Origin of the sequence: Bremerella cremea (assembly GCF_003335505.1) — a bacterium.
GTDB lineage: Bacteria > Planctomycetota > Planctomycetia > Pirellulales > Pirellulaceae > Bremerella > Bremerella cremea_A.
Window position 1 is genome coordinate 465,181 of the sequence record NZ_QPEX01000046.1, and the last position, 18,941, is coordinate 484,121.

General features: G+C 56.1%; 13 protein-coding genes. 9 read left to right on the plus strand and 4 right to left on the minus strand.

From position 1 onward, the window contains the following. Positions 1–12: 12 nt before the first annotated feature. Positions 13–576 carry a hypothetical protein gene (locus DTL42_RS25675; protein WP_114373785.1) on the minus strand — a complete coding sequence of 188 codons (564 nt, stop codon included), beginning with the start codon at positions 574–576 and terminating at the stop codon, positions 13–15. Between the two features lie 268 nt (positions 577–844). Beyond that, entirely contained in the window at positions 845–1,810 is a 966-nt protein-coding gene (locus DTL42_RS25680) for a C-terminal binding protein (RefSeq protein ID WP_114373787.1), read from the minus strand. A gap of 277 nt (positions 1,811–2,087) precedes the next feature. Here DTL42_RS25680 and uvrA point away from each other — a divergent pair, with 277 nt between their 5' ends. Together uvrA and DTL42_RS25695 are read left to right on the plus strand one after the other, a co-directional pair. After that, the gene (gene uvrA / locus DTL42_RS25685) at positions 2,088–9,116 is read left to right on the plus strand and encodes an excinuclease ABC subunit UvrA (protein WP_114373790.1); all 7,029 of its coding nucleotides are present in this window, start codon (positions 2,088–2,090) and stop codon (positions 9,114–9,116) included. A gap of 315 nt (positions 9,117–9,431) precedes the next feature. Then, a complete protein-coding gene (locus DTL42_RS25695; protein ID WP_114373796.1) occupies positions 9,432–9,812 on the plus strand; it encodes a CoA-binding protein in 381 nt (126 codons plus the stop codon). A 130-nt stretch (positions 9,813–9,942) separates the two neighbouring features. Here DTL42_RS25695 and DTL42_RS25700 read toward each other — a convergent pair whose 3' ends face one another. Continuing rightward, positions 9,943–11,436 (minus strand): hypothetical protein, encoded by a 1,494-nt coding sequence (locus DTL42_RS25700; protein ID WP_114373799.1) that lies wholly within the window; start codon positions 11,434–11,436, stop codon positions 9,943–9,945. Positions 11,437–12,030: 594 nt separating this feature from the next. On the opposite strand from DTL42_RS25700, the gene DTL42_RS25705 reads away from it, so the two are divergent. The 5 genes from DTL42_RS25705 to DTL42_RS25725 all read left to right on the plus strand — a co-directional run bounded on the left by DTL42_RS25705 (position 12,031) and on the right by DTL42_RS25725 (position 16,089). Then, positions 12,031–12,579, plus strand: coding sequence for a hypothetical protein (locus DTL42_RS25705; RefSeq protein WP_114373803.1), 549 nt, complete (start codon positions 12,031–12,033; stop codon positions 12,577–12,579). Positions 12,580–12,793: 214 nt separating this feature from the next. Next, the gene (gene thiS, locus DTL42_RS25710) at positions 12,794–12,994 is read left to right on the plus strand and encodes a sulfur carrier protein ThiS (protein ID WP_114373806.1); all 201 of its coding nucleotides are present in this window, start codon (positions 12,794–12,796) and stop codon (positions 12,992–12,994) included. Further along, the gene (locus DTL42_RS25715) at positions 12,994–13,854 is read left to right on the plus strand and encodes a thiazole synthase (protein ID WP_114373809.1); all 861 of its coding nucleotides are present in this window, start codon (positions 12,994–12,996) and stop codon (positions 13,852–13,854) included. Before thiS ends, DTL42_RS25715 begins: the two co-directional genes overlap by 1 nt. 125 nt (positions 13,855–13,979) lie before the next feature. Next, complete coding sequence (locus tag DTL42_RS25720; protein ID WP_114373811.1) at positions 13,980–15,170, plus strand: FIST signal transduction protein; 1,191 nt, start codon at positions 13,980–13,982, stop codon at positions 15,168–15,170. Positions 15,171–15,405: 235 nt separating this feature from the next. Continuing rightward, complete coding sequence (locus DTL42_RS25725; RefSeq protein ID WP_147274440.1) at positions 15,406–16,089, plus strand: hypothetical protein; 684 nt, start codon at positions 15,406–15,408, stop codon at positions 16,087–16,089. Positions 16,090–16,197: 108 nt separating this feature from the next. Here DTL42_RS25725 and DTL42_RS25730 read toward each other — a convergent pair whose 3' ends face one another. Further along, positions 16,198–17,022, minus strand: coding sequence for an AraC family transcriptional regulator (locus tag DTL42_RS25730; RefSeq protein WP_114373817.1), 825 nt, complete (start codon positions 17,020–17,022; stop codon positions 16,198–16,200). Between the two features lie 105 nt (positions 17,023–17,127). Here DTL42_RS25730 and DTL42_RS25735 point away from each other — a divergent pair, with 105 nt between their 5' ends. After that, positions 17,128–18,168: a DMT family transporter gene (locus DTL42_RS25735; protein ID WP_114373820.1), complete on the plus strand. Its 1,041-nt coding sequence runs from the start codon at positions 17,128–17,130 to the stop codon at positions 18,166–18,168. Positions 18,169–18,448: 280 nt separating this feature from the next. Further along, positions 18,449–18,889 (plus strand): response regulator, encoded by a 441-nt coding sequence (locus DTL42_RS25740; protein ID WP_114373823.1) that lies wholly within the window; start codon positions 18,449–18,451, stop codon positions 18,887–18,889. Positions 18,890–18,941: the final 52 nt, after the last annotated feature.

An 18,941-nucleotide genomic window follows, 5' to 3' on the forward strand; every position in this document is an offset into this window, starting at 1 on the left:
CTTCCAAAGATCCTATCTCTTTATTGTTTGGCCATTATCTCGCATATCAATAGGGGGTTTTCCTGGCTGATTTGCACTGTGGCACCACAGAAATGCGACCAAGAGGCAACAAAACATGGTGGGCAAAGTGCACCAAAGGTAAAAGGATATCGGGAGTGGGGAATTGTATTCGTGTCGAGTTCGCTTGGGCTGCCATAACCATTGGGCGAATAGTTGATATACCATTTTGAAGCAAGTCCAAAAACTCGACATCGACGGATTTCCGAGTGGTGAATCCTCTGGACGTCGTCGTGAAGCAATCTCAACGATGCGATCGTTAATCTGAACAAGGCGAACCGAAGCAATAAGGCAAAATCCTGCTCCGAACAGGTCGAAAAAGAAGATTAAGCGTCCAATCAGCAAATAACTCTCCGGACGATCCTCTCCACCGAGAAACGCGCCAGCGGTGAGGTTTGCGGCGATGAAGAATGCCCACCATCGTGCGAAAATTGAAAAAATATCGCGTGCGTAGGTGTTAAGCTCTTTTGCCTCTTCCCGTAATTCTTCCTTAAGCCCGAAACGTCTTGGGTTTGGCATGGGAGGATCCTCTCCAACTCCGCATCAATGACAAATGCAATGTCCTATTAGTCATGTAACATATAAAGATCCAGCAATAATATCTAATAAAAAATACCAGCTTGTATTTTCCGCGGAGCTATCGATGCCTGCGTTCGCAATCTAACATGACAACAGGCTGATTGGCCACAAAATCCGGGGCTTCCGCTGGTCCCCCTGTTCGATTGGCTGCGTAGACCCTAAAAAACCGTGAAAGGCACACAGTTTTTCAAGACGAACCCGCAAACTCTTACCCGGCAGCAAGGCCGTTGCGGACGTTTTCTGGGGTCTTTCCTTCCAGACAATCAATCACCTGGCGGGCGACACGGCTGCGCATGTTTTCTAGCGATTCAACGCTGACAAACGCGGCGTGCGGGGTGACGATCACGCGGGGGTCGTTGTAGGGGGCGATCGTCAAGTCGCACGGTTCCGGATCTTGCACGTCGAGCGCCGCGCCGGCGATTTCGCCTCCTTCCAAGGCGGCGGCCAGGGCGTCGTGATCGACGATCGCTCCGCGGGCCGTATTGATCAGGTAGGCGGTCGGTTTCATTTTACGGAACTGCTCGGCACCAAACGACTTCCGGGTTTCCGGCGTGGCGGGAATCAGCAGCGAAACAAAATCGGACTCGGCCAGCAGGCGATCGAGCTCAACCGTTTCGACACCCTCCATCGTTTTTCCGCTGCGGCTGGTCGCCAGGACGTTCAGCCCCAGGCACTTCGCTTTCTTGGCCAGGATCTCACCGATATTTCCCAGGCCGACAATCCCCAGCGTTTGCCCTTCCATCCGCCGCATCATCGGGCCTGCTTGCAGGTCGTACTTGCCGCTCATCGTGTCGTGATGATACATCGCCACCTTTCTGGCACACGCAAACAGCAATGCCAGCGTATGCTCGGCGACCTCAATCAAGCAGTAATCTGGCGTGTTGGTGACCAAGATGCCGTGCTGGGTGCAGTAATCCATGTCGATATTATCGAGCCCAATCCCCAGCCGGGCCACGATCTTGACGTTGGGCGAAGCGGAAATGACCTTTTCGGTGACTTGGGCCCAGTTGGTCATGATGGCGTCGACTTGGTGCTGTTGCGCGAGCGCGGCCAGCGAATCTTCGTCTTTTTCGGTCGCCACAATCAATTCTGCCCCGCCATCGGTCAGGGTTTGCTTCTCAATTTCCAAATCTTCCCAAGCAAAGTCGGTCAACAAAACACGATATTTCGACATGATTTCTCTCGGTGCAGGGGGCTTAACAATGCGTTGATTGGGAACCAATTACTTACGAAAGCCCTAATAATAAAGGCCCTGGCCGCTGTGGAGAACCCTTGGCGAACTTCCACCCGTTACGCCCCGATTGGGGTGACAATTCTGCAATGAATTTCCTGCAGAGGGCTGTTTCCGCGACCCACTCCCTTCGCATGCCCTTCTCCCCAGGTGGTAGGTTCTCTAAAATCGATGGATTCGATTCTATTTCGTCGCGATGAGAACCCACGGATGTCTTTCCATGCCGGTTGCCGATATCGAAGTCAAAGGGGCCCGCGAACACAATCTGCGCGACGTCACGCTGACGTTGCCCCGCAACAAGCTGATTTGCCTAACAGGGGTCAGCGGTAGCGGAAAAAGTTCGCTTGCTTTCGATACTATTTATGCCGAAGGTCAACGGCGCTATGTCGAAAGTTTGTCGAGCTATGCGCGGCAATTCATGGGGCAGATGCCCAAGCCCGACGTCGATTTCATTGGCGGGCTCACCCCCAGCATCTCGATCTCGCAGAAGACCACCAGCAACAACCCTCGCAGTACCGTCGGTACGATCACCGAGATCTACGACTATTTACGGGTGATCTTTTCGCGCGTGGGGCAAGGTTTCTGCAGCGAGTGTGGCAAGAAGCTAACCGCTCAAACGCGCGAACAAATCCTCGAGCGGATTATTCAGCAAGAGGAAGGGAGCTCGTTTGCGATCTTGGCTCCGCTGGTTCGGGGGCAAAAAGGTGAATTCAAAGACCTATTCATCGATCTCTTGAAACAAGGTTTCGTCCGGGCTCGCGTCGACGGCGAAATCATCCAGTTGAACGACGACCTCCAGCTCGATCGCCAGATGCGACACAACATCGAGCTGGTCATCGATCGCCTGACCATCAAAGAAGGTATCCGTGGACGCCTGGCCGAGGCGGTCGAGCTGGCACTGAAGATGGGGGAAGGAAGCCTCATTGTCGCCCCGAGGCAGGAAGAAGAAGAAAACCTCGAAGACGCCCCGGAAGACGCGATCCCGAAGCAGCGTGCGAAAAGCCGCCGTAGCAAAACAGCCGTGGCAGGGGACATGATGTTCTCGGTCGACTACGCCTGCGTCGATTGCGGCATTTCCTATTCCCCGCCAACACCGCAGCTTTTCAGTTTTAACTCGCCCCAAGGGATGTGCCCCACCTGCGACGGCTTGGGCAAGGTCTATACGTTCGATCCCGAACTGCTAGTCCCCGACGTGACATTATCGTTCAAGCAAGGGGCAATCGAACTGCTGGGCAAGTGGAAAGAACTCGGTCGCTGGAAACGGCACATCTATCAAGGTGTTGCCGACACGATGGAGCGGAAATACGACCTCGGCAAAGGGGCACTGCTGGAAACATCTTGGCGCGACATGCCCCAGGAGCACCACAATTATCTGCTGTGGGGCACCGGCGACGAGCATATCACGTTCACCTGGCGAGGCGGTAACAGCCCGCAGATGTACGGCGGAACGTACGGCGGAATTGTGCCAGACTTGCTGGAAAAGTACCGCAACACCAATTCCAAACCGCAGCAGCGGCAATTGGAAAAGTACATGGCCACGGTCATCTGTCCGCAGTGTCATGGGCAGCGGCTGAACCCTCAAGCCCGGAGCGTGAAGGTTACCACCGCCAACAAACAGTTCGGCGACCAAAATGCTCTTTCGCTACCGGAAGTGAGCCAGCTTTCGATTCAAGAGGCCCGCGACTTCTTCGAGATGCTCGACCTCGACTCCCTTTCGCAGAAGATCGCCGAGGAAGCGATCAAGGAAGTACGGGGACGGCTCGGCTTTCTGCAAAACGTAGGGCTCGAATACCTCACGCTTGATCGCACCGCGCCGACGCTCAGCGGTGGCGAATCGCAGCGAATTCGTCTGGCCGGGCAAATTGGCTGCGGCCTGGTTGGCGTGACCTACATCTTGGACGAACCGTCGATTGGTCTGCACCCGCGCGACAACGACCGCTTGCTGGCCACGCTGAACGACCTGCGTGATCTGGGCAACACGGTGCTGGTGGTCGAACACGACGAAGACACGATGCGCGTCGCCGATCACATCATCGACTTCGGCCCCGGGGCCGGGGTGCGGGGTGGGTACGTGGTCGCTCAAGGAACGGCCAAGCAGTTGGAAGCGTCGGAAGAAAGCGTGACCGGACGTTTCCTTTCCGGCAAAGAAAAAATCGAAATCCCTGAGAAGCGGCGCCCCATCGGCGAAAAGAAGATCCGCATTGTCGGCGCGGCCCAAAACAATCTGAAGAACATCACTGCCGAAATCCCGCTGGGTGGTTTCGTTTGCATTACCGGGGCCAGCGGTAGCGGCAAAAGCTCGCTGATTAACGGCATTCTGGTCGAAGCGTTACGACGCGACCTCAACGGCGGCCTCGGCGAACCAGGCGAGCACGAACGGATTGAAGGGATCGAGCATCTCGACAAGATGATTGCCATCGATCAATCTCCGATCGGCCGCACGCCCCGCAGCAATCCGGCCACCTACATTAAAGTGTTCGACGAAATTCGCGACCTGTTCGCCCAGTTGCCAGAGTCGCGGATGCGCGGCTACAAGCCAGGGCGATTCAGCTTCAACGTCGATGGTGGCCGCTGCAGCGCGTGCGAAGGAAACGGGGCCAATAAGCTGGAAATGGATTTCCTGGCCGACATTTGGGTCACCTGCCCGGTCTGCGAAGGGCATCGTTTCAACCGCGAAACATTGGAAATCAAGTTCAAAGGCAAATCCATCGCCGACATCCTGGAAATGGATGTCCAAGAAGCCCTGCAGACGTTTGAAAACGTGCCCAAGGTCGCCCTGAAGCTGCAAACGCTGCACGATGTCGGGCTCGATTACATCAAGCTCGGTCAGCCCTCTCCGACGCTATCTGGCGGCGAGGCTCAGCGAATCAAGCTTGCCAAAGAGCTTTCCAAACGCAGCACCGGAAAAACACTCTACCTGCTCGACGAACCGACCACCGGGCTGCACTTTGCCGACACCAAGATGCTGCTGAAAGTGCTGCACAACTTTGCCGATGCCGGCAACACCGTGCTGGTGGTGGAACACAATTTAGATGTCATCAAAACGGCGGACTGGGTGGTCGACCTGGGCCCCGATGGCGGCGTCAACGGCGGTACGATTGTCGCCCAAGGGACGCCGGAAGATGTCGCCGCAGTCAAAGAGTCGCATACCGGACAAGCGCTCGAACCTCTCTTGAAGGGAGAAACAAGCCGCGCCGTCGCCGAGATCAAACGGGCCGCGCGCGAGTCGCAACAAACGACCAAAGCCCAGGCCAAACGCATCGACGTGCGTGGCGCCAAGATGCACAACCTGAAGGACGTCGATGTCAGCATCGACCGCGACAAGATGACCGTCTTCTGCGGTCCCAGCGGTAGCGGTAAAAGCTCGATGGCCATGGATACCATCTATGCCGAAGGGCAGCGTCGCTACGTCGAAAGCCTCAGCTCGTATGCTCGCCAGTTTGTCGGGCAAATGCAGAAGCCGAAGGTCGATCACATTGAAGGGCTTTCGCCCGCGATTGCGATTGAACAAAAGAACCTCGGCAAATCGCCACGTTCAACCGTCGGTACCGTCACCGAGATTTACGATTATCTTCGCGTGCTGATGAGCCGTTTGGGCCAGCCGTATTGCCCTGACTGCGACCTGCCCATCAAAACGCAAACCTCGACGCAAATCACCGATAAAGTGTTGCAGGAAGAAGAAGGGACCAAGCTGTTCCTGTTGGCACCGCGTAACTTAGATACCGGGCAGCAGTATTCCGACCTATGGGAAGAACTGCGAGCCGCCGGTTACCAGCGAATTCGCGTCGACGGGGTCGTTCACACGCTCGACCGCCCACCCAAGATCGACCGTCGCCGCAAGCATGATGTCGAGGTCGTCGTCGACCGAATCTCGGTTCGCGCTGACGCTCGTCCCCGTATCGCCGACAGTGTCGAAATCGCCCTCAGCCAATCAGGCGGCGTCCTTGTCCTGGCCTACGTCGAGGAAGGCGTGCCGGAAGCCCATTGGCGAACGAAACGCTTAAGTCAGAAGCTTTCGTGCGAAGCGTGTGATCGCAGCTTCGAGCCTCTTTCGCCCCACAACTTCTCGTTCAACAGCTACCTTGGTTGGTGCCCCGACTGCGAAGGACTCGGTACGCAAACCGGGGCCGATCCGACGGCGTTGCTCAGCGACCCGAAACGGAGCCTGGCCGAAGGAGCGCTACGATTGTGGCCCGATTTGAAATCGGTCACCTCCCGCAAGATGCTCGACGCGATTTGCTCGAAAAACAAAATTCCGATCGACGTTCCCTTCGACCAACTTGGGGCCCGGCAACGCCGTATCATTTTGCACGGCACCGGCGACACCACCTACGAAGTGTATGCCGACGAAAAGAAAACAAAGCTCGAATTCCGTTTCCAGTTCAAAGGGTTGTACCCGGCGATGGAAGACGCTTCGCGTCTCAGCCCGGCCTTTCGTGGGCAATTGGAATCGTTGGTGGCGGAAGTCGAATGCACGACCTGCGATGGTTCGCGCCTCCGCGACGACGCGTCAGCGGTACGTTTCCGCAAGAAGTCGATGCGCGACATCACCAGCATGCCGCTAGCCGAACTGCTCGAGTTCATCCGCTCGGCCAAGCTGAAGAAACGCGAGCAGAAGATTGCCGGTGAGATCGTCCGCGAGATCGAAGGTCGCGTCGAATTCCTCTTGGACGTCGGTCTGGAATACCTCTCGCTCAAACGAACCGCCCCGACCCTTTCCGCCGGGGAAGCCCAACGTATTCGCTTGGCCAGCCAATTGGGCAGCGGCTTGTGCGGCGTGCTGTACGTGCTGGACGAACCAACGATTGGCCTCCACCCGCGCGACAATCGCCGCTTGCTGAAAGCCTTGCATCGGCTTCGCGACTTGGGCAACACGCTATTGGTGGTCGAACACGATCAGGAAGTGATCGAAGGAAGCGACCGGCTAATCGACTTCGGTCCCGAAGCGGGCCGCAACGGTGGAACGATTGTGGCGGAAGGAACGCCCAAGCAGATCGCCAAATCGTCGACTTCGGTGACCGGCCCCTTCATCTCCGGTAAACAGGCCATCTACGCCCCAACCAATCGCCGGATGATGTCGATCTCGGCCAACACCGATGAAGACGTCATCTCCGATTTCAGCAGCCCCAGCGGCGAATGGCTGGAAGTGGTCGGAGCCAACCACCGCAATCTGCGGGACGTGAACGTACAGATTCCGTTGGGGGCCTTCGTCGCGATTGGCGGGCCGAGTGGTTCCGGCAAAAGCACGCTTGTGCAAGACATTCTTTACAACACACTAGCCCGCCGACTGCATCGTGCGTCGACGATTCCTGGCGCGCACGACGCCTTGCGGGGAATCGAAAACGTCAACAAAGTGATCCGGGTCGATCAGCAGCCGATCGGCAACAGTCCTAGCTCGAATCCTGCCACCTATACCGGCGTGTTCGATTTGATTCGCGAACTGTTCGCCCAGCTTCCCGACGCCAAACTGCGTGGTTATACGGCACGCCGGTTTAGCTTCAATGTGGAAGGGGGACGCTGCGAAGATTGCTCTGGCATGGGGCAAAAATGTATCGAGATGCACTTCCTGCCCGACGTGTGGGTGACCTGCGAAACGTGCGATGGTCGACGTTACAACGAAGAAACGTTGGCGGTCAAGTTTCACGGCAAGTCGATCTCGGAAGTCCTTGAAATGTCGTGCGGTCAGGCCGTGCAACTGTTCGAGAACATCCCCAAGATTCGCCGCATTTTGCAAACGCTGTGCGATGTGGGTCTCGACTACGTCACGCTCGGTCAATCGGCCCCAACCCTTTCCGGTGGGGAAGCCCAACGCGTGAAACTGGCCAGCGAATTAGCTCGGCCCGACACAGGGCGTACGCTCTATCTGCTCGACGAACCTTCCACCGGGCTACACTTCGAAGACCTGAAAAAGCTACTCGACGTCTTCAACCGCCTGGTCGACTTGGGGAACACGGTGATTGTGATCGAGCATAACCTCGATATCCTCAAGCAAGCCGACTGGGTCATCGAGATGGGCCCCGAGGCAGGTCAGGCCGGCGGTCAGGTCGTCACGGTCGGCACGCCGGAAGACATGGTGAACTACGCCCAGAACTTCCAAAAGCTGGCCAAGAAGCTGAAAAGCGAAGAGTCGACCTTGGTCGACGAGAAAGGCATGACCTGGCTCCGCAGCCATACCGGGGAAGCCTTGGCCCCGATTTTGGAAGCAGCCCCGCGTGCCGAACGCCCCACCTACGATCCCAACGCGGTCGATGCGGAAAGGGAAGGGGATCTCGATATCGACGATGTCGGTGCCCAGATTCAAATGCCGTGGGAACTCGATGGTCGTCGCTGGCACACCAAGGAACGCGTCGGTCGAGATGGCCAGCCGTGCAATTGGGAAGGGAAAGTTCTCGCCGAAGTGGTCGACCGCATTCAGGCCACCGACTGTTTCAGCGACGCCAATTGGAACTCGCGCACCATTGTCGAAATCGCCGCGAAGCGGAAATCTGACGGCTGGTTCTTACACGCGATCACTGGCGAAAGCTGGCTGCTGAAAATGAAGTTCCGCGTGATGAAAGGGACATTCAACAAGTATGAGCTTCCCCAGGAACTCGACCTAAAAACGCTCAACCAATTGGACGAACTACCGGTCTACAGCAACGAGCCGCGGGTCAAAGTGAAGAACCTGCGTGGCCCGTTCCAAGAGATCGAAATTCGGGCTCATAGCTGGTCCGAGATCAACAAACCGCAGTTCTGGAAGTTTGTCGACGACGCGATCGTCGGTTTCCAAAAGTACGAAGCAACCGTTGGCGCCGATGTCGAAAGCCACATGCCTTGGAAAAAGCTGGGCGAAAGGTGGCACCTCTCGCGAAAGGGCTTTCCACCGGGCAAAAAGGTCGCTTGGGATCAAACCGTGCTGGAAGAGGTGATCGAGCTGCTGAAAGAGGTCGCCCCGCAAGGAGAGATCTTGTGGAACAACCAGATGCTCATCAACATGATGATCCCTGGTAAACGCTCGGCGTGGGCAGTGGTTTCGACCAAGAAGCCAGAACACGTTCGCCTGGAAATCAAGTCGAGCAAAGCTTCTACCACCCAAGGACGCGTGGCCGAACTGGGACATGAACCCAATGTCGACCATTCACGCGGCAGTGAAGAAGTGGTCCGCTTGCATTTCCGCAGCGAAACCGATCTGCACAAAGGCGACCTCAAGGCCTTCTTAGAAGAGAATCTGGCCGGTGAATCAGGCTCGGGCCAACAATCGCTCCTTTAAGTTGCCGCTAACAGCAACATGAATCCCCTTGCCCGATTTAAGCGCTGACTTAACTCAACAAGCAGCGCCGGAAACGCAACGTTGTTGCTTAAAAAAAACGCGCAAATCCCAAATCGAACTTCGCGACAAATCGCTTTTCTTAACTTGTTGCACTCACTAGACGTACGCCAGAATAGGCGTTTTCTGTCAGCGAAATCGTCGTTTGACGATGCTCGGTAACCCGCTATTAATTGAATGTCTAGGACGGTCGTTTGCCAGACTCTTCTGGCATGGTTCATTCCGATCCTTCCTAACTTTTTTAGGAGAAGATGCAATATGTCGAAGCCAACCGTAGCGATTCTGGGAGCCAGCGCCGAGCGTTCCAAATATGGAAACAAGTCTGTGCGGGCTCATCTGCGACACGGGTACGATGTTTACCCGGTGAACCCGAAAGGGGGCGAGATTGAAGGCCTCAAGGTTTACACTTCGCTGCAAGAAATCCCAGTCGAAAAGTTGGATCGCATTAGCGTCTATGTTCCACCTCAGATGGGCTTAAAGATGGTGGGGTCGATCGCCTCGAAACCAGCCAAGCAGGTCTTCTTTAATCCTGGTAGCGAAAGCGGCGAATTGCTTGAAGCAGCCCGTCAACGCGGGATTACCCCCATCCAAGCTTGTAGCATTGTCGACGTAGGCGAAGCGCCCGCGACGATGGACTAACAACCGGCGCAGCGAACTGGGTTACTCCTTCCAGAGAAACCGCCGATGGTGGCCGAGCAATGGGCTCTCAGCCACCTTTTTTTGCGCCCAGCGGGTGTGGCAACATGCAAGTCGAAAGCGGCTGCTAAGATTACGCTGCCTGCTTTCCTTCGTCCTTGGCAGCTGCACCAGGGACGGTCCGCCGGAACCACCCTTCGCCGATAACGCGTAGGGCGACGCGATCTTCCAAGTTGGGACGAAAGATCGTCAACAACATCAACGGCATGTACCAGGCAATGTACGTGGTGCCGTCGTTAGCATGCCAGAACTGGGCGGCAACCATCAAACCGGCCGTGCAGCTAAGCAGCGTCCCCAAGTTCTTTTGGGCAGGCCAAATAGCAAAGGCAATCGACATCGCCCCAAACGCGGCCAGCACGGGAATGCGGTAGGCATTGGAGTTGAAGTAGTAGTTCCAAAAGCCTGTATAACCTTCGTCGCGCGGCAGCCACAAGCCAAACATCGCCCGGAACTGGTGCATGTAGGTTTCAAAATCGGACGAGGTGAAGACGAGCGAAAGAGCCAACAAAGCAAGCGTCGACAACACACCCGCAAGAAAACGCCCGCGTCCTCGCTCCCAGTAATAGCTAAACCACAGAGGCAGCAGGAACAGCGGATAGTAAAGTGTTCCGATGGCAAATCCCATGAACACCCCCGAGAGAAGCGGCGTGCGATAGAAGAAGATCGCCCAAACCAAAAGCGCCGCCGGCAACACGTGATCGATTCGCCCAGTATTCACGGCCGCGTAGGGAAGCAGAAAGTAAAACATCGCCGCGCCGACGCCCATGCGGATGCTATCGAAATGACGATAGCCCACCAAAATCATCCCGGCCAACAATGCCACGTTTGCCAAAATGGCCATCACCTTGGTGACGATAATCGTGATCTTCTCGCTCTTTTCCAAGTCAGACGACTCTGGTTGGGCAAGTCGATAAGTGGGAATTCGCGGCACCAACAACAGCATCCGGTAGCCAGGCCCGTAATGGCGGAGCGACTCTTCCACTTCTTTGGGATTACTCTTCGAAGCCTCGCGCACGCCTCGTAAATCGGCGTCGGAAGGTCGTCCGACGGCAATGTTGGTCATCAAAAAGATAAACAGGGCACAGGTAATAAACACCATGCCGCCGATCGTCAGATTCGGTTCGAGCATCGGACGACGAACCATTGTGGGATCGATGAATAGACGGATACAAATCAAGCCACTGACGCAAAACAACCAGACGTAGCCTGCTTTCTCTAGCGTGCGGCCAATCTGCAGCAACTCTTGCCGCGAGGGCTTAGGGGATTCTTCTTCCTCGGTCAGCGCAACCTCGGGCGGAGGCGGAATCTGCGCTTCCCCTTCCAGCTTAGGGATCAGCGGCGAAGTGTCGGCTTGAACTACCGGTACGATCGTCGCTCGATCGATGCTTTGCTGGCCGAAGTAGACCATCAACAGCCCTGGTGCTAGCGAGATGATCAACAGCACGTCCAGGTTGCGAACACTCCAGACACGGTTGAACTTAAAGAACAAACCGATCACCAGCAACGACGACAGGTAAGCCCAAGTCGTCGGGTTGACGCTTTCGTATTGAAAAAGGATTTCGCGCATCAGCCAGGTGGAGTTTGGTTCGGCATCGATTCCAATCCGTTAGGCGTGGGCCCATCGCAATCGGGTATTTCCCAGTTGCTTTCCGCCGCACAATCGCAAGCCAAGTGCTTGGACTATCCGGGAATGGGCAGTCCCTTTCTCGGAGGAACAAACCAGATAGGAATCTGCCAATCGCTATTATCAACGATTCGAATGGTAGTTTCCATGCCTAGCTACCCAATCTCTGGCCAGGATAAACAACATCTTCAGCTACCACACGAAGTGACCGTAACTTCTGAAAGAATACGTATTTCCGTTAAAAACACAAGCACTGTCCATTCCTCGCCGCCTAAGCGCGCAACTGAAAAAGAATCCTGGCCTGGCCGATCTGGCTCAAGAAGATTTGTGGTAGCGAACATATCTCTGGTACGTTAGGGAGAAAGTACGTACGATGTCGGGTGGTTAGGGCACCGACGCCCGCTTTAGATCCAATTTGCCCCACACAGCATGTAACGCTAGGGCACCTCAGACACCATGGGGCGGATTCACTCCGTACAAGCTTACCTTCGGGCCATCCTTTCCCCCTTTGCTGGATACCTCTAGAGGAACTATTTCATGAAGGTCGATTCGACAACGCGTTTCTGGTTGGCAAGTTTTGGGGTGGGAAGCGTCATGACGGCGTTTGCGATCCTGGGCATGACCGTCGGTTTCAATTGGCAAAGCCCGGCCCGAGAAATTCCGATCAACGCCAGCACTGCGGCCAGCAGCGAAACCATGTGTGCCGCGACGGGCCGCATTGATGAAGAAATGGAAGGCCTGTTCACCCTCGATTGCCTGACCGGCGACCTGCAATGTGCCATTATCAATAGCCAAACCGCCAAATTCGCGGGCCTGTTTCGCGCCAACGTCTTGAACGACTTAGGGCTCGATGCGACGAAGAAACCTTCGTATCTGCTGCTAACCGGCAATGCCAGCTTCCGGGCAACCACCGGCAACTCGCGTCCGGCTGACTGTGTGGCGTATGTCGTCGACGCCTCTACGGGCCGCTTCGTTGCTTACGGTATTGCCTGGAATCGCAACATTTCCGCTCGCGGCGGACAGCAATCGGGTGTCTTGATGCCCTTAGACAAGGGTACCGCCCGTAACGTTCAGATTCGCAACTAACAAACGGCCTGCGATCGACAGATTGCCGCTACTTTTCTTTCCACGAGCCCGTTGCCTTGCGCGCGGGCTTTTTTCGTTGCTATTTCGGGGGAATTCCCCTGGGAAAAGCAGGGGCGGGCTATTTCAGCCGGTTGTCGAAAGAAAGCCTCCCGTCGTAAACTTGAACTGTTGCGAATCTCCTTCGATTCGCCAAACTTCAGTCGTTTGGATTTCCATGAAGATTTGTATCAACGAAGAGTCGCGCGAAGTCCCCGAGGGGGCTACCGTTGCCGATATCGTCGAGACCCTCTCGATCAATCCCAAGTTCGTCGCCGTCGAAGTCAACTTAGAGCTGATCCCGCGTGACGAGCATGCCACGCATAAGTTGACCGAAGGGGACCAGTTGGAAGTTGTCACCCTCGTAGGAGGTGGTTAATGAGTCTCGCCGAAACCAGTGCTGCCGACGCCCCGCTCGTGCTGGGTACCCATACGCTGCAAAGCCGCTTGATTGTCGGTACCGGTAAGTACGATACCCTGGAACTGATGCAACAATCGCTGGAAGCCTCCGGCAGCGAGTGCGTTACCGTCGCCGTGCGGCGCGAACGGCTGTACGACCCAACCGGTCGCAACTTGTTGGACTACATCGATTTCCACCGCTACACGTTGCTGCCTAACACGGCCGGGTGCTACAACGCCCGCGACGCCGTGCGAACCGCTAAGCTCGGTCGCGAAATTTTGCTGGGGCTCGAAAACCCCGGCGCCGATTGGGTCAAGCTGGAAGTCCTAGCCGATACCAAGACACTGCTCCCCGACCCGGTTGAAACCGTGCTGGCCTGCGAACAGTTGGTTGAACTTGGCTTTCAAGTTCTCTGCTACACGACCGACGACCCGGTGATCGCCAAGCGGCTGAAACAAGTCGGCGCCACCGCCGTGATGCCAGCCGGTAGCCCCATCGGGTCAGGGCAGGGGATCTTGAATCCCAACAACATTCGCATCTGCCTCGAATACCTCAAAGGGGAAGACCCCAACTACCCGGTGATTGTCGATGCAGGCGTTGGCACGGCCAGCGATGTGGCGTTTGCCATGGAACTGGGCGTCGACGGCGTGCTGCTCAACACCGCAATCGCCCACGCCAAAGATCCCGTACGGATGGCCCATGCCATGCGGTACGCCACCGAAGCAGGCCGGCTGGCCTATCACTCAGGCCGCATCCCACGCCGCTTGTACGCTTCGGCCAGCAGCCCAGAAGATGGCGTCATCGGACGCACACGACCAAACACTTCGCCCGAATCGTAAACCAACGGGTGCCACAAATAATCGGGTACTACCAACCAACGGGTGCCAGGTTCACGTCTGCGTGAGCATGCCAAACGACAACACACGCCACCCGCAATTCTCGCTTTAGCCCACACAGGAAGATCATGCCCAAGGCGCAACCCAAGTTTGCCGCGGCCTTGTCCGTTCATGACGCCACCGAAGACGCTTTGGCCGAAGTCATTCGCCAGGCCTTGGACGATTTGGCCGCGCCGGTCGACCTGGCCATGGTCTTCGTCTCGCCTCATCACGCTCAGCATATCGAAACGGTCGCCCAAGAGCTGACCCGCTTGCTGGGAACGCAGAACGTGATCGGCTGCACCGGCGAATCGATCATCGGCCAATCGCGCGAAGCAGAAGACACCCCGGCGATCAGCTTGTGGCTGGCGCACCTCCCCGGCACGACCATCATTCCCATGCACCTGGAATTCCAGCGTATTCCGGACGGGGGCACCATTGTCGGTTGGTCCGATCAACTTCCCACCACTTGGCCAGCCGATGCCTCGACGCTGGTCCTAGCCGAACCGTTCAGTTTTCCGACCGACCTGCTGCTGGAACGGATCAACGAAGATCATCCCGGCACGCCTGTCATCGGCGGCATGGCAAGCGGCAGCTATCAGCCCGGCGAAAACCGCCTGATCCTCGGCGACAAGGTGCTCGATTCAGGCGGCGTGTTTGTCTACCTGCAAGGGAACGTGCGGGTTCGCTCGGTCGTCTCGCAAGGTTGTCGCCCAATTGGCGATCCGTTTGTCATCACCAAAGCCGAACGTAACGTGATTCACGAACTGGGGGGCCACCCAGCGCTGAAACAATTGGAAGAGATCTTCAAAACGCTGCCGGTTAAAGATCAACAACTGGTCAGTCGCGGGCTGCACATCGGCCGCGTCGTCGACGAATACCAGGCCGATCGCAGCCAAGGGGACTTCATCGTCCGCAACGTGGTCGGCATCGAGAAGGAAACGGGGGCCTTGATGATCGGCGACTACGTGAAGCCAGGCCAGACGGTCCAGTTTCACGTGCGCGACGAGTTCTCGGCCTCGGCAGAACTGAAGCAACTGTTCGCCGAACTGAAAAAAGAAGGCTGCCAGGCCGCCTCGGTGCTGACGTTTACCTGCAACGGTCGCGGAACCAAACTATTCAGCGAGCCCCATCACGACGCGACCTGCGTGACCAACGCGTTCGGCAAAGTCCCCAGCGCCGGCTTCTTCGCCGCCGGCGAAATCGGCCCGGTCGCCGGTCGCAACTTCCTGCACGGCTTCACCGCCAGTGTCGCAGTGCTGGAAGCTCCGGAAGAATAAGCTGGCCAACGCTGCTGCATTTCACTAACCTGAACAAATCAATCGGGTGCCATGCCGTCGTCTTCGTCGGCATGTACTTCCCCACTTCGCATGCTCACGCAGACGAGAGCATGGCCCTGCTTTTTAAAGAGTCAGTTTTTAGACTTTCTTTAACGAAATAAAGGATTCAAAATACAAAGCAACTTCCAACTTCAGCCGGAAAAAGCTTTGTCTCGACTCTTGATCAGGGGTTAGCGTGATAGAAGAAACACCACCACAAATAGTGTCTCTTTCGTTGGATGCGGATATCGTTGAGCTAGAAGCCGCAGGTATCCCTGCCCAATGGCTGAATCTTCGGGAAACGACCAAAAAGCCGAGCGTATACCTGAATATGCCCCGGACCGATTCAGGGCTATTTGCGACTTTTACCGACTTCTTAGATGAGCAACTGACCGTAGTCGGCTTTGCTCAAGACCTTGATTCAACCGACAAATACGTTGTGTTGGGGGAGAAAGTGGTTACGGAAGCGGTAAGGTTTTTCGTAACATTCCCGACTTCCTGCGACGACCAACAGACAGCCGAACGCACCGCAGAGTCCAGGAGCGATGCAGACATCTTCTTAAGCATCTTTCGAAAAACGAGATGCAGCGTGGATTCTGAGTGGGCTCCGTTCCTGTATGGCGGATTAGATACTTCTAAGTTTGTTGACTTCACCCACCCAACAACCGCGTTAAGTAAATCAGATTGGGGTAGCAGTATCGTCTTGCTCATGGCATTAAATGGTGATGCCATCTTACTGCATCGTGATGGTTCGAAAGTTTCTTGGTTTCAACTCGAAACGCACCTTATCATTGAGGCCGGTGACCTGGCGCATGCACTTCAGTCCTGGATTCTTGTTTCCTTGCGTCGAGACTTGCTCACCTCTTGGGATTCGACTTAAGAGCCTGTTGAATTTCACAGCTCGGCGTTGGGTGCCATGCCGTCGTCTTCGTCGGCATGTACTTCCCCGCTTCGCATGCTCACGAAGACGAGAGCATGGCACCGGTGGTTACACGCTCGTTGGCTTGCTGACGTGGGGCATCTTGGCGGCGACAAAACGCTTCGGACTTGTGCCGGTTAAGCGGCGGAACATGGCAATGAACGCCGACGAGGTTCCATACCCCAGGTCGAGTGCCACCGACTCGACACTTTGCCCCGCTTGCAGCAGCGGCAGGGCGCTGACAATCTTCAAACGTTGGCGCCACTCGGTCAGCGACATCCCGAGTTCTGCCTGGCAATGCCGCATGAGGGTTCGTTTGCTCATGTCGAAGTCTTCGGCCAGTTGATCGAGCGAGCGTCCATCGGCCGGGTTGCTCCGTAGCTCTTGTAGCAATGCGTCTAAGTCGGCGTGGTTGGTCGCGGGGATATAACTTCCGGTCGTCTGACAATGGGCCAGTTGATCGACCAACACACGTAGTAGCCGCTGTCGTTCTGGATCGGTATTCTCGGCCGGGTTGTCCCGCAGAAAGTCGAGCATCGCTTGCACCAACGGCGTGACCACTACCACACAAATCTCTGGCGGCATTCGCTGGCAAAACTTGCTGGCAATGTAAAACGAACAGTAAACCGTCTCGTTGTGATTCGAGCTGGTATGCACGGTCCCGGCGGGTATCCACAGCCCCAGATGAGGCGGTGCCAGAAAGAGGTCTTCGCCTGCTTGCACCTCGGTAATGCCACTGTACGAGTAGACGAACTCGCTCCACCGATGCCGCATCGGCAGGTAGACCCCGTGGGCTGGCAAATGCTCGGTTCGAAAGTACAACGGTGCCGGCAACTTGTCGGCGAACGGAGTCCGCCGAACATGCTCGATTTGCTTGCTTCGCTTCTTTTTCATCGCTTTGGCACTCCCACACAATCCATTGGCCATTTTGCGCTATATGTCGCGAAGTGGCAATCAATAAACTGGTTCATGATTCGTACGGAACAAGGAACCTAGAGAATGAGAAAGCAAGTCGACGCCACCGCGACAGCGATCATGATGCTGTTATGCTTGACGTGGGGTCTGCAGCAAACGGCCATCAAATCAATCGCGGGAGAGATGGCTCCCCTTTTGCAAATCGCAATCCGCTCTGGCGGCAGTGCGGCGCTCGTTTGGCTGATCAGTCGTTTCTTCTTTCGCGACCACTGGCTACCAGGCGTTGCCTGGCGTTCAGGGCTGGTGGTTGCCGTGCTATTCTCGGGCGAGTTCCTTTTGGTGGCCGAAGGGCTCCGTTTGACGACTGCTTCGCACATGGCCATGTTCCTCTATACGGCTCCTTTGTTTGCGGCGGTCGGCTTGCACTTGGTTCGCCCAGAAGAACGCTTGAACCTCTGGCAGTGGCTAGGCGTTCTGGTGGCGTTTGGCGGAGTCGTGCTAACCTTTTCCGCTCCCCAGGAATCGACCATCGTGAGCCCGACCTCGCCGAACTTGCTTTTGGGCGATTTCATGGGCTTGTGCGCGGGGGCGGCTTGGGGGCTAACGACCGTGGTGCTGCGAACCAGCCGGCTGAACGATGCCCCGCCTGCACAAACGCTGTATTATCAGCTGGCTGGCGCCTTTCTGGCGTCGATTTTGGTGGCCCTAGTTTCCGGCAAGATGGGCGTCACCGTCACGCCGCTGCTGGTGGTCAGCCTCACCTTCCAAACCATCGTGGTCGCGTTTATCAGCTACCTGGTATGGTTTTGGCTGCTGCGGCATTACTTGGCCAGCCGGTTGGGTGTGCTTTCGCTGATGACCCCCTTGTTCGGCATCGCGTTCGGAGCGATTTTGCTCGGCGAACCGCTGACGTGGGCCTTCCTGGCCGGTGGCACGTTTGTCCTGGGCGGGCTGTTCCTGGTTAGCCGAGGCAAACAATGGGGCGCCGCGAGCCTGGGGGCCATCGCTCCGGCAGAAACCGTTTGCCCACAACCGATCGGCGAAAACGCCACCACCTACCTCTCGCCCTGCGAGCAGCAGGTCGCCGGTGAAACCATCTTGGTTGCTAGCAGTGAAGAAACCTAACAGCCTGTTAGATCAAAGCGATTAAGCAAACCACGAACAACATTTTCAAAACGACAATGAACGTGGTCGGAATTCGTACCCACAGGTGGTAGTTCACGGCAAAAAGATCCTGAAAACAACATCAAGGTGATCCTTTCCAGCCTAATCACCGGCGCGGAAAGCTCAACTGTTTGCGTTAACTCAAGTTCTATCAGCCGTTTCCGTAAACGACATGCCAGCCTATAATCTCCCTAACAGCCTGCTAATTGAATCGCCATCGCGGGAGTTGCCGAGGAAAATCATGTCGGACACCTATAAAATTCTGATCGCCGACGACAATCAAGCGAACGTCGAGTTGCTGGAGGCCTTTCTGGCCAATATCGATTGCGATACCGAAATCGCGGTCAACGGCCAAGACACGCTCGACAAAGTGGCCAGTTTCAAGCCAGATTTAATCTTGCTTGATGTGATGATGCCCAAATTGAGCGGTTTCGAGGTCTGCAAGCAGCTCAAAGCCGATCCGGCGACCAAGGGCATCATGATACTGATGGTTACCGCGCTGAACGAATTGGGAGATATCGAACGAGCCGTTTCCGCCGGTACGGACGACTTTCTCTCGAAACCGGTCAACCGGATCGAACTGACCAAACGGGTAGAAAATATGCTCCGTTTGAAGAATGTCGAGAACGAAAACGAACGTCTCCGCCAGTACATCGAGCAGATGGAAAACAGCCGGGCGTAACTTTTTTTCTGGCTGGCCCGATCTTCCATGCCACCCCCTCTCAGGAGAGGGG

Excerpts from the sequence above, each read along its gene's own strand:
- DTL42_RS25735 (WP_114373820.1), top strand. The coding sequence starts at position 17,128 with ATGAGAAAGCAAGTCGACGCCACCGCGACAGCGATCATGATGCTGTTA.
- DTL42_RS25700 (WP_114373799.1), bottom strand. The coding sequence starts at position 11,436 with ATGCGCGAAATCCTTTTTCAATACGAAAGCGTCAACCCGACGACTTGG.
- DTL42_RS25720 (WP_114373811.1), top strand. The coding sequence starts at position 13,980 with ATGCCCAAGGCGCAACCCAAGTTTGCCGCGGCCTTGTCCGTTCATGAC.
- DTL42_RS25675 (WP_114373785.1), bottom strand. The coding sequence starts at position 576 with ATGCCAAACCCAAGACGTTTCGGGCTTAAGGAAGAATTACGGGAAGAG.
- DTL42_RS25730 (WP_114373817.1), bottom strand. The coding sequence starts at position 17,022 with ATGAAAAAGAAGCGAAGCAAGCAAATCGAGCATGTTCGGCGGACTCCG.
- DTL42_RS25705 (WP_114373803.1), top strand. The coding sequence starts at position 12,031 with ATGAAGGTCGATTCGACAACGCGTTTCTGGTTGGCAAGTTTTGGGGTG.
- DTL42_RS25740 (WP_114373823.1), top strand. The coding sequence starts at position 18,449 with ATGTCGGACACCTATAAAATTCTGATCGCCGACGACAATCAAGCGAAC.
- DTL42_RS25715 (WP_114373809.1), top strand. The coding sequence starts at position 12,994 with ATGAGTCTCGCCGAAACCAGTGCTGCCGACGCCCCGCTCGTGCTGGGT.
- uvrA (WP_114373790.1), top strand. The coding sequence starts at position 2,088 with ATGCCGGTTGCCGATATCGAAGTCAAAGGGGCCCGCGAACACAATCTG.
- DTL42_RS25695 (WP_114373796.1), top strand. The coding sequence starts at position 9,432 with ATGTCGAAGCCAACCGTAGCGATTCTGGGAGCCAGCGCCGAGCGTTCC.
- thiS (WP_114373806.1), top strand. The coding sequence starts at position 12,794 with ATGAAGATTTGTATCAACGAAGAGTCGCGCGAAGTCCCCGAGGGGGCT.
- DTL42_RS25680 (WP_114373787.1), bottom strand. The coding sequence starts at position 1,810 with ATGTCGAAATATCGTGTTTTGTTGACCGACTTTGCTTGGGAAGATTTG.